This is a genomic window from Streptomyces sp. NBC_00659, from assembly GCF_036226925.1.
In the GTDB taxonomy this organism is placed as follows: domain Bacteria; phylum Actinomycetota; class Actinomycetes; order Streptomycetales; family Streptomycetaceae; genus Streptomyces.
Genome location: NZ_CP109031.1, coordinates 5,519,191 through 5,534,282 on the forward strand (window position 1 = coordinate 5,519,191; position 15,092 = coordinate 5,534,282).

General features: G+C 67.4%; 14 protein-coding genes. 6 read left to right on the forward strand and 8 right to left on the reverse strand.

Features of this window, described 5'->3' with window-relative positions:
• Positions 1-103: 103 nt before the first annotated feature.
• Together OG410_RS24065 and OG410_RS24070 are read right to left on the reverse strand one after the other, a co-directional pair.
• Positions 104-724, reverse strand: a complete 621-nt coding sequence (locus OG410_RS24065; RefSeq protein WP_329301098.1) for a hypothetical protein — start codon at positions 722-724, stop codon at positions 104-106.
• Between the two features lie 69 nt (positions 725-793).
• Positions 794-5,359: an FtsK/SpoIIIE domain-containing protein gene (locus tag OG410_RS24070; RefSeq protein WP_329304224.1), complete on the reverse strand. Its 4,566-nt coding sequence runs from the start codon at positions 5,357-5,359 to the stop codon at positions 794-796.
• A gap of 277 nt (positions 5,360-5,636) precedes the next feature.
• Between OG410_RS24070 and OG410_RS24075 the strand changes: the two genes are divergently transcribed.
• The 6 genes from OG410_RS24075 to OG410_RS24100 all read left to right on the forward strand — a co-directional run bounded on the left by OG410_RS24075 (position 5,637) and on the right by OG410_RS24100 (position 10,465).
• Complete coding sequence (locus OG410_RS24075; protein ID WP_078943692.1) at positions 5,637-5,942, forward strand: WXG100 family type VII secretion target; 306 nt, start codon at positions 5,637-5,639, stop codon at positions 5,940-5,942.
• 92 nt (positions 5,943-6,034) lie between these two features.
• Positions 6,035-6,358: a hypothetical protein gene (locus OG410_RS24080; protein WP_328670779.1), complete on the forward strand. Its 324-nt coding sequence runs from the start codon at positions 6,035-6,037 to the stop codon at positions 6,356-6,358.
• Positions 6,355-7,875, forward strand: a complete 1,521-nt coding sequence (locus tag OG410_RS24085) for a putative T7SS-secreted protein (protein ID WP_329301099.1) — start codon at positions 6,355-6,357, stop codon at positions 7,873-7,875. The genes OG410_RS24080 and OG410_RS24085 overlap by 4 nt, the downstream gene beginning before the upstream one ends.
• Before the next feature lie 520 nt (positions 7,876-8,395).
• The gene (locus OG410_RS24090; RefSeq protein WP_328670781.1) at positions 8,396-9,214 is read left to right on the forward strand and encodes a hypothetical protein; all 819 of its coding nucleotides are present in this window, start codon (positions 8,396-8,398) and stop codon (positions 9,212-9,214) included.
• Complete coding sequence (locus OG410_RS24095; RefSeq protein ID WP_329301100.1) at positions 9,211-9,861, forward strand: hypothetical protein; 651 nt, start codon at positions 9,211-9,213, stop codon at positions 9,859-9,861. The genes OG410_RS24090 and OG410_RS24095 overlap by 4 nt, the downstream gene beginning before the upstream one ends.
• 1 nt (position 9,862) lies before the next feature.
• Positions 9,863-10,465, forward strand: a complete 603-nt coding sequence (locus OG410_RS24100; protein ID WP_329301101.1) for a hypothetical protein — start codon at positions 9,863-9,865, stop codon at positions 10,463-10,465.
• Between the two features lie 185 nt (positions 10,466-10,650).
• On the opposite strand, the gene OG410_RS24105 is transcribed toward OG410_RS24100, so the two are convergent.
• The 6 genes from OG410_RS24105 to OG410_RS24130 form a co-directional block, all read right to left on the reverse strand.
• A complete protein-coding gene (locus tag OG410_RS24105) occupies positions 10,651-11,703 on the reverse strand; it encodes a hypothetical protein (RefSeq protein ID WP_329301102.1) in 1,053 nt (350 codons plus the stop codon).
• Positions 11,691-12,326, reverse strand: coding sequence for a hypothetical protein (locus OG410_RS24110; protein WP_329301103.1), 636 nt, complete (start codon positions 12,324-12,326; stop codon positions 11,691-11,693). The genes OG410_RS24105 and OG410_RS24110 overlap by 13 nt, the downstream gene beginning before the upstream one ends.
• 389 nt (positions 12,327-12,715) lie before the next feature.
• A complete protein-coding gene (locus tag OG410_RS24115) occupies positions 12,716-13,219 on the reverse strand; it encodes a hypothetical protein (RefSeq protein WP_329301104.1) in 504 nt (167 codons plus the stop codon).
• A gap of 309 nt (positions 13,220-13,528) precedes the next feature.
• Positions 13,529-13,807 (reverse strand): hypothetical protein, encoded by a 279-nt coding sequence (locus tag OG410_RS24120; RefSeq protein ID WP_329301105.1) that lies wholly within the window; start codon positions 13,805-13,807, stop codon positions 13,529-13,531.
• A 17-nt stretch (positions 13,808-13,824) separates the two neighbouring features.
• Entirely contained in the window at positions 13,825-14,331 is a 507-nt protein-coding gene (locus tag OG410_RS24125) for a hypothetical protein (protein ID WP_329301106.1), read from the reverse strand.
• Positions 14,319-14,993, reverse strand: a complete 675-nt coding sequence (locus OG410_RS24130; RefSeq protein ID WP_329301107.1) for a hypothetical protein — start codon at positions 14,991-14,993, stop codon at positions 14,319-14,321. Before OG410_RS24130 ends, OG410_RS24125 begins: the two co-directional genes overlap by 13 nt.
• Between the last annotated feature and the right edge of the window lie 99 nt (positions 14,994-15,092).

Consider the following 15,092-nt stretch of genomic DNA (forward strand, 5'->3'; position numbering starts at 1 on the left):
CCGGGTTCCCGTGATCCGCGTCACACGGGATGGCGGAGGTGCCGGCCGGCCACCGGACGCCGGTCCGAGGGGTGGGCTCGGAGCAGGGACGGGAGGCGGGGGCTCAGCCGGACCTGGTCTTCCCACGCGTATCCGGCTTCCCGCGCGCATCCGCGATCTTGAGGGCCGCGGCGATCAGCGCCGCGGCGACGAGCACCGTCGAGAGCAGGCCGACGGCCCAGACCCAGGGGTACTCCACGTGGACCCAGCAGGGGTCGCCCCGGCCGTAGCACCCGGAGTCCCAGTCGCGCCGGTGCTTGGGGCGCTTGGCCGCGAACACGACCAGCGCACAAAAGGCACAGGCGGCAAGGCCGGGCAGGGAGGCGGCCACCCAGCCGAGCGAACGGAGGGGGCTCACCTTCCACTTCATCCGGGAGAGCGTCGCGATCACGGCGGCGAGCCCGAGCGGCAGCACGGCACCGATGACGGCCGCGAAGCCGTACCCGCCGCCGGGAGAGGCGGGGGCGGTGCGGCCCCAGAGCTCGGGTCCCCACTCATCCGCGGTCATGCCGAACGCGGCGGCCACCACCAGGAAGGCCAGCAGGATCAGGCAGCCCCAGCCGGCGTCACGCCAGGACGTCTTCTCCTTCGTCCGCTGCCACGCGGACGGCCGCTGCCGCACATGCTCGTAGCGCAGCGCCGCCCCCGTGGCCCTCCGCCGCTTCGGCTTCGCCGATCCGCTCACCGGACCCGCCCCCTCTTCCGTCCGTTCCCTCTGTTCCTTTCGGTCCTCTTCCTTGCCCGGCCCGTCCGGTCACATCGGTGTCGTCACCGTCATCGGCTCCCCGTCCCCGAGGTGCAGCAGGCCCTTGCCGGGGGCGACCGGTCCGCCGACCATGCTGCGGTTCGTACGGATGCCGATCAGCTCGCCCGCGGAGGAGTCCTGCGGAGAGAGCAGGATGCCGCGGCGGCCCTTCTTCATCTCGACCTGCCAGCCGGAGAACCCGCTGCACACGTCCTCCTCGTCACCGGCGATGACCAGTCCGAGACCGCGTTCGGCGCCGCGCTGCACGATCCGCTTGAAGACGGTCTCGGCGTCGCAGTCCTCCAGGACCTCGCCGTCGTCGACCAGGACCACGACCGGTTCCTCGGGCGTGGCCGAGTCGATGGCCTCGCGCAGCTCGTCGCTCTCGATGTCGTCCTCGTCGAAGACCTTCAACACGCCTTCCTGGCCGTCCAGTTCACGCAGCGGCGACGGGCGGGGCGCCGCGATGACCAGGCGTACGCCCTGGGCCAGATACGACCGCGCCATGTTCATCAGGGTCGTACTGCGGCCGGACTTGGCCGGGCCCGCGACGACGAAGGTCGGAACACCCCGGGAGAGGTCCGGGCCGAAGCCCATGACGTCGTCGCCGCCGATGCCCACCAGACTCCACAGCTTGGAGCGGGCGGCGTCCGCGTCGCGCATCTCCCACGCGTCGGCGAAGCCGATCCGGGTGGGCAGCACGTCGACCCTGAACGGGCGCCGCTCGCGCGGCAGTCCGTCGTCGCGGACCGCGGCCGCCTCGCCGATCGCCGTGAGGGCCGCGGCCTGGCCCTGACCGGTGGAGTCCTCCGTGAGCAGGGCGAACTGGGTCTCGGTGCCGTGCTCGTTGCGGTAGCCGCGGCCGGGCGGGATCTCCTCGGGGATCTTGCGCGCGTTGACGCCGATCAGCGAGAAGTCGGAGCGGTCGGCGAGCCGCAGGGCGTACTTGTCCTCGGTGAGCGAGCCGATCCGGGTGGAGAGGATCTGGCGGTCGCCCGTCATCACCAGGTGCACTCCGACGCTCGCGCCCTCCCGCATCATCGCGGTGAGCTGGTCGGTCAGATCGCCGTGGTCGTACTCGCCGAGCGTCGGCAGCCAGCCCTCCCACCGGTCGAGCAGCACCACGATGTGCGGGAGCCGCTCGCCTTCCGGTTCCGCGGCCCGCTGCTCGCCGATGTCCGCGAAGCCCTTGTCCGCCAACAGGTCCTGCCTGCGGGTCAGTTCACCCTTGAGGCGGGCGATGAGGCGGACCACGCGCTCGGTCTGGTTGCGGCCGACGACGGCGCCGCAGTGCGGCAGCCGGGTCAGCGCGTTGAGCGCGCCGTTGCCGCAGTCGATGCCGTACAGATGGACGTCGGCCGCCGAGTGGGTGCGGGCCAGCGAACCCGCGATCGTCCGCAGGATCTGCGAACGTCCGCTGCGGGGCGCGCCGCCGATGAGCAGATGCCCGAAGGAGGCGAAGTCCACCACGACCGGGCGGCGGGCCTGGTCGGCCGGCAGGTCCTCGACGCCGTACGGGGCGGGCGGCAGCTTGCCGGGACCGCCCGCGAACGCGGGCACGGTGATCTCGTCGAGGAGCAGCGTCTCGGAGAGGGCGGGCAGCCAGGGGCTGTGCTGGGGCGGGATGCCGAGGGAACGGTTGGCCTCGCGCACGGCGTCGACCAGCACCTTGAGGTCGGTGATCTCCTCCTCCTCGCGCTGTTCGGCCTTCGGCTTGACCAGCGCGGCCCGCCCGAGGTCCGTCCAGCCGAGCGGTCCGGCCCAGGGCGCGAGCGCCGCCGGGTCGGCGGCACCGGGCCGGCGGCCACCGACGCGTCCCGACTGGAACGGTACGAGCGAGGCGTGCCCGAGCCGGACGTAGGCGCGGCCCGGAGTGCTCTTGGAGATGTGTCCGGCCTCCGGGGAGTCGATGACGTCGCTCGACTCGCCGCCGTCGGTCACGCGCAGCGCTATCCGGAGGTTGGTGTTGGCCCGGATCTCGGGGGAGACGACACCGCTCGGCCGCTGGGTGGCCAGCAGCAGGTGGATGCCGAGCGAACGGCCCCGCTGGGCGATGTTGACCAGTCCCGTCACGAAGTCGGGCAGGTCGCGGACCATGGAGGCGAACTCGTCGATGACGATGAGGAGCCGTGGCACGGGCGCGTGCGAGGGATCACGGCGTACGAGATCCTGGTAGTCCTCGATGTCCTTGGCGTCGGCGGCGGCGAGGATGTGCTCGCGCCGCTTGAGCTCCGCGCCGAGCGATTCCAGCGCGCGCTCGACGAGATGGGCGTCGAGGTCGGTCACCATGCCGACCGTGTGCGGGAGTTTGACGCAGTCCTTGAACGCCGAGCCGCCCTTGTAGTCGACGAGGACGAAGGTCATGTTCTCGGGGGTGTTGGCCACGGCCAGCGACGCCACGATGGTCTGGAGCAGCTCCGACTTTCCGGAACCCGTCGTACCGGCGATCAGACCGTGCGGGCCGTCGCGCCGCATGTCGATGCCGAACGGACCGTCGTACGACTCCCCGATGACCGCCGTCGTCGACTGCCCGCCCATCCGCCAGCGCGCGCTGATCGCGTCCCCGGTCGGCGGCTCCAGCTGAAGCACGTCGAGCAGCCGGCTGGCACCGGGGAGGGCCGAGTCCTCGGTCTCGCCGCTGATGTCGCGCAGCGCGGACAGGGCGCGCGCGAGCCGGGAGCACCAGGCCGCCGACACGAAGTCGGGCCGTACGTCCCGCACCCGCGCGACGCCCGTCTGCTGCACCCGCAGACGCAGTTCGAGCGCTTTGGACGTCCCGGAGGCGGAGCCGTCGGTCTCGGTGGCGTGCCAGGCGTGGAAGGAGGGGAAGCCGCCGGGGGCGGCCGGCGCGGTCCGGACGGGCGCCTGCGCGCCCGCGTGCTCCTCGGGCTTCGGCTCCGCGATGACGATGGCCTGGCACTCGCCGGGCAGGAACCGCTCCTCGGCGTCCAGACAGATCGCGTACATGGCCATGGCCGGGCCCTCGCGCAGCAGCCGCACCACACCGGGCATGGACCGCAGCCGCCTGGATCCGTCCCAGACGACGACGATGTCCGGATCGCTGAACGAGGCCTTGTTGCCGTTCTGCCTGGCGGCCTTCTGGCGGGCGTCGAGGAGCTGGGTGAGCTCACCGATGCGGGCGCCGACGGTCTCGGCGTCCGTGCCGATGAGGACGTTGGCGTCCTGGGCACCGGCGGGCCTGCTGTGCGGGAGCCAGCGCACCCAGTCCCAGCTGTCCTGGCCGCTGTTCTCCGTCAGGACGTAGAACTGGACGTCCAGCGGGCTGTGCAGGACCGCGGTCTGCGCGACGGCCCAACGGCCCAGCGCCTGGGCCGAGTCACCGGGTCCGGCGATGCCGACGACACCGCGCTCGGCGAGCGGCAGGGCGACCGGCGCGTCCTCGATGTTCCAGGTGACCTGGCGCTTGTGGTCGTCCTGCTCGGGGTCGTCGAGCACGACGTCGGACGGCATCCGTCCGGTGCCGACGCGCAGCAGCAGATGGTCCGCGTCGGTGCGCCGCCGTTCCCACAGCCGGGTGCGCGGTCCGGTGCCCAGCGACAGCACGGTCGCCGGATCGGGGATCGCCTGGCGCCGGTCGAGGCGCTCGGCGAGCAGGGCCTCCTGGGCGTCCTTCTCGATCCGCGCCTTGTGCTCGTTGTACTCCTTCACCTGCTTGGCATGGGACTTGCGCCCCTGCTTCTTGTCCATCAAGTAGTTGCCCAGCATGATCAGCGGGCTCATCAGAGCCATGATCATGTAGTACCAGCGACCGAAGACCAGCACCATGACAACCGCAGTGACCAGCGGCGTCAGCGCCATCAGCCAGGGCAGCGGCCGGGCCTCGTAGTCCCGTACCGGGCTCGGCAGCCGGAACTTCGTCTCGCGCTCCGGAGGATGCAGCCGCGGCGGCCGGTTGTAGTCGAGTGCGGCGCCGTCCTCCGACCACTTGAGGGCCGCGTCGGGCTGCGTGTAACGGTCGAGCTGGAGAAGGGTGTTGCCGACCGCGACCTGGCTGCCGAGGGGCCAGCCGTCGTCCTCGCGCTCCTCGAAGGGTTCGCCGTCGAGGGTGACACCCTCCCTCTCCCCGTGCACGGTGACGCCGCAGGTTCCGTCCGTTGCAACTGACAACGTCAGCGCCCTTTGCGGAAGTTCGGGATCGTCGATCCGGACGGACGAGGCCGCCCCGGCACCGATGTCGTACCGGCCGATCCCGAGCCGGTGCACGGCACCGGCCGACGGGCCGCCGGCCACCCGCAGTTCGACCAGTCCGGTCGGCTCGCCGGGCAGACATCCCGCGGGGTCGTGCAGGCTCACGACGGCGCCCTCGCGCAGCGGCGAGGTGGCGATGGTCGCGGCGGGATCGACGGGATACCCGTCGACGTACGCGACCGGCGCGCCGCCGCCCGCGGCCCCCTGATGATGTCCGAGGGGGATGATCTGCGCACCGCCGCCGTAACCGACGTGCTCCGCAAGCTCTTTGGCGATGTCCCCCACCGAGGACTCGGGATCCGCGTCGAGAACCACGTCGGCGGTGGCCCCGCCGAGCGGGTCGACGACGGTCAGAGTCAGCCGCACGCTCGTCCTCCCCCAGACACCGAGGGCCGCTTCCGGAACGCGGGCCACAGTGCTCTCGACCATAGCCGCTCCCCCCTTCCCGCAGGCAACGGCCCGTGTGAGGGAACCACGAAGGCCCGGGACGGGAACGGTCCTTGGTGCGGGCTCGTGACAGAACCGGGGTGTGCTCCTGCAAGCGCCGTAAGTAAGCTGCTTGCTCGATGCGGACGATCGCACCATCCGTATCAGGAGCCACGGGGGTTGGCCCTGCGGCGAGTTGAAGCATGGAGGACGCCACATGGCCGGCGGCAAAGACGCGGACATCACTTACGAGAAGATGCGGCACGCTGCTAAGCGACTCGGCCACGAGAAGGAGAAGATGGAGGACAAGCTCCACGGCCTCGACAGCTACATCGACGGCCTCGTCGCGGACGGTTACACCACGTCCAAGGGCTCCCAGGCCTTCGACGACTCCTTCAAGGAGTTCACCAAGGGCATGAAGGACACCCTTGAGGGCCTCAAGGGCATGGCCAAGTTCCTGGAGGACGCGGCGAAGGCGTACGAGGATCTGGACGATCAGCTGGCCAAGGGTGTCAAGGGCTAGTACCTGCGGCGCCGACAGGTTGTGCCAGGCGTGACGGCCCGAGTGGCCGTCACGCCCTTCTCGCTTCCGTGGAAAAGCATCCGGAGGGATCAATGTCGGACCAGACCGCCGACATCACTCGAATCAAGGAGAGCGCACGTTCACTCTCGAAGATTCATGGTGAGTTCAGCCAGAACGCGAACCCCGCCGATGGGCTCGGGGTCGGCACGCTGGGCGAGCAGAGCCTCGTTGACGTGTTCGACGATTTCGGTGACAACTGGAAGATCCATCGTGAGCGCTTGACAGACGAGCTGAAGAAACTTTCCGGGATTCTCTCCGCGGCGGCCAAGGCCTACGAGGACATCGATCACCAACTCGCCGAAGCACTTCGTTCTACTGACAAGAAGGACACCGGCAGCAAGGGGGCCAAGAAGTGACGCGCCCCCGGGCCGACGAGTGGCAAGTGATCGGAGAGGCGTCGGACCCGATTCCCGGGGATCCGGATGAGATCGCCGGACTCGGCCGTGACCTTCGCCGGACTGCGGAAGCCATCCAGAAGCAGGCGAAAGAGATCAAAGCGCTCTCCTCCGTCGAATCCTGGAAGAGCAAGGCCGCTGAGGAGTTCCGCAAAGAGGCCGAGGAAGCCGAGGGAAAGCTCCGAAAGGCTTTCAAGCGCTATGACGCGGCTGCCGACGCTTTGGGCGAGAAGGTCGTCGAGGGCGGCCCCTCCAAGGAGTACGCCTCTGAGCTGCATCGTGCGCAGACCATGGCCGACAAGGCACTTCGTGACGCTCGGGACGCGCATGACGAGCGCGAGTCGAGCAACGGCGCGATCGGCAAGCTGCCCAAGGACACGGCCGACGACGACCCGGACCGGAAGAAGCTGGAGAAGCGCCAACAGGCGGCAACTTCGGCAATGGAGCAAGCGAAGAAGGACCTCGACGCGGCCAAGGACATCCGCGATGCGGCGGCCAAGCGTGCGAGGGATGCCATTCGCAGCGCCATCGACCACGATGGCCTGAAGGACGGCACCTGGGACAAGTTCAAGGACTGGGTGCACGACAACGCCGGGTGGATCACAGAGTTCCTCAATTGGGCCGGCTGGATCGCGACGATCTGCGGAACACTCTCCTTGATGGTGGGATGGATCCCCGTCATCGGGCAGGCGTTGGCCGGAATCCTGGGGTCCATCGCGCTGTTGGCCACGATCGTCTCCCTGCTTGGGCATGTCCTGCTTGCGCTTGCCGGCGAGGGCAGTTGGTTCGATGTCGCACTGGACGTCGTGGGAATCGCCACGATGGGTATCGGTCGCGGTGCCATGGCCGGCGCCAAGGGTGCAATGCAGGGCGCCAAGGGAATGGCTCGCTCGGCCGCCTTCCGGCGCGCCATGGAGAACGTCGTGGCGAAGCGGGGAAGTGCTGCCTTCAAACGGGCAGAGCAGGCGGCGTGGAAGCAGGCCAACCGTTTGAGCGGCGGCGCTCTGCGCGGGAAGAAGGGCGCTGAAGCGGTGGCCGGTGCCCCCAAGGGATGGTTTCCCGGTGCGGGCCGCGCGGGTGAGGCATTCAACCCCCGTGCCATCGGCAGGGAGATGTGGGAGGGCTTCAAGGGCGTCAAGGACCTTGGCCCTCGTAACCTGAGATCGCTGGGCCAGGGGAGTACCTGGGAGGGTGCCGCCTTCAAAGTCGGTGACAGCGGCCTCGGGGACCTGGCCCGGGAGATCGACAACATCGCTCCGGAGATCCGCAATGTGAACGAGGTCAAGGCGGCGATGGACGTGTTCAAGACCCAGACGCACATCTGGCAGGGTACGACTGCTGTGGCGACGTTCATCGACGCCGCTGACAAGGGAAAGCTGACCGCCCCGATCGGACACGCCCTCGGTACCGACGCGCTGGACGACGGGCTGTGGTCGGCCACGGGAATCAAGGACGCTTGGACGACGAGCAATGGCTGATCGACCGGATTCGGGAACAGTCCTTCCGGACACTCATTTGCGACCCCGGGGGGCGAACCCGCATGCCCTTGACGTGGTACGCCACGCGCGTCTCTACCGGCGCGGAGACGAACTGATCCTCCGCGATCGTCGACTACGCGAGCGCCGGTACGCCATCGGTGAGGGCGGAATCACCCGTGCAGTCTTCCTTCCGCCGGCCGACTCCGAAACGGCGGTGAGGACTCCCTCGGCCGACCGATGGGGTGTGGTCGACTTCCAAGGCGCTGACGAGAGGACGATCCTCCGGATTCCACTCGCAGAGTGGCTTCCGGAAGCGGGCCTGATCGGAGTGCTCGACATAGGGCCGTCACAATGCCTCGACCGGTCCGGATTGCGTCGGCTCGTGGGTGATCTGGGTATCTCCTTGGAGGAGGGCCCGAAGACGGGTGCGCACCGGAACGACCAGACGTCCGGTGTACGGCCCGACCGCGCCGTTCATCACGAGCTTCCCGCCTGGCATAACTGGGCGAGAGGAATCGGCATGCTCGTCTGGTTCGTGTTCTTCCTGGTCTTCGCCGTGACGGACAACGCGAGCGAGTGGACGTTCGCAGTCGCAGCGGGCGGATTGTTCGTCGTGCCGGGCTCCGACGTTGTCGTACGCCTTCTGCAGCGATCACGTGACCGTCAGGACACATCGCTCACAGGTGCGACCGTTGTGGTGCCATCTCCGGTGGAGGGCTCAGGAGCCACTCGCCGCTTCCATGACACGGCCGCCGTGCGGATCCTGCCGAAGGACATCGTCCTGACCGACACGCTGGGAGGGGAGCGATGGATCGCGAGGGGAGGAGCATCGGGAGTGACCAGCCTTGTGCGCCTGACGGATCCGAAGTCCGGTGCTGTCCTCGGTGTCGAGTTCAGGGACGGTACGGACGCGGTGCGGGTGCTCCTTGTCTGGCGATGGTGGTTCGCCGGTCCGCGGGGGCGGGAGAACTGGGCGGAACTCGTCAACACGCTCGGAGTGCCGGTCTCCGACGAGAACGTCAGGGCAGTCAAGGACCCCGATTCATGGTGGCAGAACCATGAACTGGCCGCTGACGCTCGAATGATGTCGCCGATCGATGCGAAGGAGGCCCGCTCGCGGACGAGGTGGAACGCCTCTGCCGGTCGAGGCGCCGAGCCGCTCATCGTCTCTCTCTTCGCTCTGCTTCTGTTGCCTCAACTCATTTCGGATCACTGGCCCGCACGAGTGGCCGGGGCTCTGGCGGGGCTGACCATCGTGATCGCACTCTCGCAGGTAATCGCCCAGCAGTTGGCCAGCCGGCTCCAATTCGATCGCCCTGTCACTCCGGAGTCGCCGTGACTGTCCCCGCCGGAATGGACCGAACGCAACCGCCGCCGTCCGACTATCAGCTGTTGCTGCCCGACGGGTGGTTCCGGATCGATCTCGAACCTGAGAGACGACGACAGGCTGTCGACGCCCTGGTGAACCGGCAGTTCAACGGCGTCGACAACGAACCACGCCTGCGTCGCCTTTTGCGACAGGAGCTGGTTGAGCGTGCCACCAATGCGTTCGATCAAGGAGGCCTCGAGCTCTACATCAGTCTCCAGCGGGCGGGCGCCCTCACCATTCCCGCCTCTTTGCTGGTCACCCTGATTCCTCCCATGAGGCCGGGAGGACAGTCGCCGTCACTACGGGAGCTGGCCGACGAGCTCGGGGCCGAAGGAGGCAGAGGACGCACAGTCTCGATGGTCGAACTTGCCGCGGGCACGGCGATGAAGGTCCGCATCGATCCAGATGCCACAGACGTGAAGGAACCGGTCCTCACCACATCGGGTGAGAAGGAGATCGACGCCCTTCCCTCGGTGACAGTGGACTACCAACTGGGCGTACCGCGAAGTGACATGAATCTGCTGCTGACGTTCTCCACGCCCCTGGTTCAGATTGCCGACGCGATGGTCGAGCTCTTTGATGCGGTCGCCGGATCGCTCAGGTGGAAGGACGAGTGAGATGATCTCCATTCCGACGCTCACCTACGGAATCACCTGTCCTCGGGACTGGATTCCCCTTCCCGTCACGCCGCGGGAAGAACTCAAGGGCAGTTGGGCAGAGCAGGCGGCCGAGGACATTGTCGAGCGAAGTGTGGCGGCGGGATACGACATCGACCCGGAGGCTGTGCAGGCTGACCTGTGCGCCCGAGCCGAGGACAGCCGCAGCCGCGCCCCGTTCTACGCATTCGCCTTCTATCCCGACGGTTTCGACGCGGCGCTGGGGATCTTGGAAGTCGATCTCATTCACCCCGACGATTCCGTACCCCTCATAACCTTGGACTGGCTGACCGAGACCTTCAGCACCGACGACTTCGGGCCGCCCCAGGTCACGCGAACCGATGTCCCCGCAGGACCAGCCGTACGAATCCGACAAGACTTCGCCGCAGGCGGAGCTCCGTCAGATGGACCGGGACTCCTGTTGGAGACCCTCACGTATGGAATTGTGCCGACCGGCACCGAGAGCGCGGTGGTCCTTCTCATGTCCTGGACCATGCCGGGTATCGCCGACGCGATGGAGGAGGCAGCGGGCAGCATCGTGCAGACGCTGACGGTGGAACGCTGAGCCAGGGCCGGCGCCGGGTGACGTCCCCGGTCGAGTGGGCCCACCAAGACCAACTCGAGTCGTCCGGAGACCCCTGGTGACGTTGGCGCGGGTGTGCCGATGACGACCATGGAGAGCGTTTCCTCAGCCCGCCCATCGGCTTCGGGTGCGTCCGCATCAGACCGTCTGGCTCGCGTCCGGGCATTTCACCGGTTGACGGACTGGATCTCCTGGACGGCGACGTCCTGGGTCGTTCCGAAGGTGCCGTCGGGGAGCCTCGTCGGCCCCGGGTTGCCCGTGCCGGTCCAGGTGATCTCCCATGTGACCGTTGCCTTGAGGGCGAATGTGCCGTTGCCCGAGGAGCGCAAGTACTTGAGTCCGCAGGGCGGGGTTCGGCCGGACTTGCCCGTGGCGTACGGCTCGCCGATCGAGCCGTCGCCGTTGATCGCGCACTCGCCGGAGGCCGGGTAGGTCTCCGCGTCCATCGTGCCCGGTTCGAGCTTGAGGGCTACTGGCTTGGCTGTTGTGGTGGCCCGGATGTCGAGACCGCCCACGTCGATCTGCGCGGTCACGTCGACGGGCTTGAACCTGGCCTTGTCCAGCCAGGCCCACGTCCGCAGGTTCACCTTGGTGACGTTCTCGGGAGCCAGGGTGACCTCTGTCTCCGGGAGCTGCAGCCTGTTGTACGCCAGTTCGGCAAGGATCCTCGGGGTGATGGCGTTGGGGACATGGAGGGTGTCCCCGTTCACGACCCAGAAGGGCGCCTCGTTGCAGAGTTGCGCCGCGGGCTCCATCCAGCGGTCGGGATCCTGGACCGCGACCCACCATGTGCCCTCGTCGGCCTTGTCGAGGTTGTAGTCCTTGTACTTGCCGTCCTTGTACATCTCCCGGAACTGCCCCACGGCCGCCTTCGCGTAGTTGTGCTGCCCCGGGTAGTTGACGGTCTCCGTGTACATGTCCTCAACGTACTTCTGGAAGTCCTTGGCCGTACGTGGCTCGTACCAGCAGGCGGGAGGGGTCCAGTTCCCGATGGCAGTGACGTTGCCCTTGCTGCCGCCACCGCCCTTGGAACTGCCGCTGTAGCGGACCATGGAGACGATGTCGGTCCCTGACTGGCTGCCGCGCTCCTCAGTCTTCCCGCCGTTCGACTGGCCTCCGGGGCCCCACCCGGCCATCGCCGTGCCGGGCATCAGGGCGCAGACGCCGGCTACGGCACCTACGACCAGCCACCTGTTGTGCTGCCTCTTCACGGCGTGCATGTCTTGTTCCCCCGGTCCGAAACGAGTTTGGTGGTCTGCCAGATCCCCTTGCCGTTCTTCTCCAGGCGCGTGCTGTAGAGCACGTACGAGTCGTCGTTCGCCGGTGTCTTGTCGACCTTCTTCGTCTTGCGGTTCTTGTTGAACGCCTTGCTCTCGTCGGAGCAGTAGGAAAGACCCGCCGACTGCTTGTCGAACACGTCGAGCTTGGGCGAGTAGTAGCGGACCGCGCCGGTGAACGTGGAGCCGGAGTCGACGATGGTCTTCACCCAGTCCTGGCTGCCGGGCAGGGCGGAGCCGGCCTGGTAGAAGGAGAGGGCCTCGGAATCGGGGTCCCCCTCGACGACGGCGTAGGTGACGGCAGTCTGGGCGTGCCCAGCGTCCGCCATGATGGCGTCCTTGGTCGCGTCGCCGGTCTTCCAGCCCTGGAACGTCTCCTTGATGTCGCCCGGCAGCGTCAAGTCGGGACGTGTGATGCTGTCCGACGCGCTCGCACTGGGCGAAGCCGAACCCGTCCCTCCCTGGTCCGCGCCCGCGATCTTGTCGTTCCCCTTCGAGCTGTCACCGCCGCCACAGGCCGTCAGCAGCAGGGCTGTTGTCGCGGCGAGCGCGGTAGCAACGGGCAAAGAGCGGCGGTTCACAGTGGACTCCCCGTGGGACATCGGTTGAGCGAAGTCGGTCAAGGACAACGACGGTATCCGTGGGGCTCTTGGTTTCGCCAGGAGTGACTTCCCTGAGAGCATGGATGTTCAGGGAGAAAAGTGGATCAAAGAAGTCCCATCTTCGCTTCGAGCGTGCCGCCGATCACGGCAACGGGCCGCTCTCCTGCGTCCGTTCGCCGCGAGGGGCCACAGGCCGCGGACAGCCTCCGTACGGACCACGACTGTGCGTCTTCGCGCGAGCTACGTCATAGCCGTCCTGGAATTCCCCAGGGGCCTTGGCGAAGGCGATGGTGATACGGACAAGACGCCGGTGATCGCGAGCGCTCCGACCGTGACGGCTGTGCGGCGTCTGGTCACCGCACGCACGTCTTGCTCCCCCGTACGGACGTGCCGTCGGAGGTCTGCCACACGCCTTGAGCGGTCTTCTCCAGACGCGTGTTGTACAGAACGTAGGCGTCGTTTCCAGCGGGTGTCCTGTCGACCTTCTTGGTCTTCCGGTCCTTGTTGTACGCCTTGGTCTCATCGGCGCAGTACGAGACACCGGCGGACTTGCTGTCGAAGATCTCGACCTTGGGGCGGTAGTAGCGCGTGGTTCCCGTGTACGTGATTCCCGTGTCAAGCCACTTCTGGACCCACTTGGCGGAGGACGTCAACGCCTTGCCCTTGTAGTAGAAGGCCAATCCAGGGGTGTCCGGGGTGCCCTTGAGGACGGCGTCGTTCGTGGCCGTCTGCGCACGTCCCGCGTCCGCCAGTACGGCGTCCTTCGTCGCGTCCCCCGTCTTCCATCCCTCGAACTCGTCCTTCACGTCGCCCGGGAGGGTGATGTCCGGCCGGTCGGCGTTGTCCGAAGCGCTCACGCTGGGGGATGCCGAACCCGTGCTTCCCCGGTCCGCGCCCGCGATCTTGTCGTTTGTCTTCGGGCTGTCGCCCCCGCTGCCACAGGCCGTCAGCAGCAGGGCTGTTGTCGCGGCGAAAGAGATGGCAACGGGCAAAATGCGGCGCTTCACGGTGGACTCCCCACGGGGCATCGGTTGGGTGAACTCGATCAAGGGCAATGGCGGTATCGGCGTGGTGCATGTCGAGAGTGGGCTCGGGTCGGTCGACTGGGCGTTCGACCGAGGCGGTGCGTCTTTGCGAGTTACCTCGCAGGGGTGGTTCCGGGCGTTTCACCGGTTGGCGGACTGGATCTCCTGGACGGTGATGTCCTGGGTCGTTCCGAAGGTCCCGTCGGGGAGGTCGCCGCCGACTCCGCCGGTGCCTGTCCAGGCGACGTTCCAGGTGATGGTGGCTCGGAGTTTGAACGTGCCGTCGCCGGATGGGCGCAGGTATTTGATGCCGCACGGCGGTGTCTCGCCGGCCTTGCCCTTGGCGTACGGGGTGCCGATCGAGTGGTCGTCGTTCAGTCGGCATTCTCCGGAGGCCGGGTAGGTCTCGGCGTTCCTCACCGGAGGAACGTCCCCGTTCAGGACCCAGAACGGCAGCTCACCACAGTGAAGGCAGCGGGATCGTCCAAACGGTTCGGGTTCTGGACGGATACCCACCAGTTGCCCTCGTCGGCCTCGTCGAGGTTGTAGTCCTTGTACTTGCCGTCCTTGTAGATGTCCCGGAACCGGCCCGTCGCCGACTTGGCGTAGTCGGGCTGCTGGGGGTCGTTGACGACTTCGTCGTATTCGCCTTCGACCTTCTTCTTGAACTCGGCTGCCGAGACGGACTCGTACCAGCGGGCCGGCGGCGTCCAGTTCCCCACGGGCGTGACGTTGCCGGAAGACTTGCCACCACTCCCACGGGCGCTGCCGGAGTACGTGATCCGCGACTCCAGCGTGTGGCCGGAGCGCTTTGCGGACGTGTTGACGCTGGTGTCGGAACTGCCGGTGCCGTGATCGGCGAAAGCCGGGCTGGGCAACAGCACACAGGTCGTCGCAAGGGCGCCGACGGTGAGCACCCGGCCCTTGGGCCTCAGCTCGTGCACTTGCCGCTGCCCCTTTCGGAGACGAGTTGCGTCGTCTGCCAGACGCCGTTGCCGGCCTTCTTCAAGTGAGTGTTGTAGTAGACGTACGAGTTCTTGGTCACCGGGGTTCTGTCGACCTTCTTCGTCTTCACGTCCTTGTTGAACGCCTTGCTCTCGTCCGTGCAGAACGTGACCCCCGCGGATGTCGTTCCGTAGAGCGTCACACTGGGACGGAAGTACCGAACGGTGCCGGTGTACGTGATTCCGGCGTCCACGAAGGACTTGACCCACTGAGCGCCGCCGACGAGGGCGTCACCCTGCCGGTAGAAGGCGAGGGCCGATTCGTCGGGATTCCCCTTGATGATGGCGTAGTTGGTGGCCGTCTGCGCACGTCCCGCGTCCGCCAGTACGGCGTCCTTCGTCGCGTCCCCCGTCTCCCATCCCTCGAACTCGTCCTTCACGTCGCCCGGGAGGGTGATGTCCGGCCGGTCGGCGTTGTCCGAAGCGCTCACGCTGGGGGATGCCGAACCCGTGCTTCCCCGGTCCGCGCCCGCGATCTTGTCGTTCGCCTTCGGGCCGTCATCACCGCCGCCACACGCCGTCAGCAGCAAGGCTGTTGTCGCGGCGAACGCGGCAGCAACGGGCAAAGAGCGGCGCTTCACAGTGGACTCCCCGTGGGACATGGGTCGATCGAAGTCGGTCAAGGGCAATGACGGTATCCGTGGGGTACTTGGTTTCGCCAGGTCGAAACTGTGCTGTGGATGGGGTCATAAAGGGATACT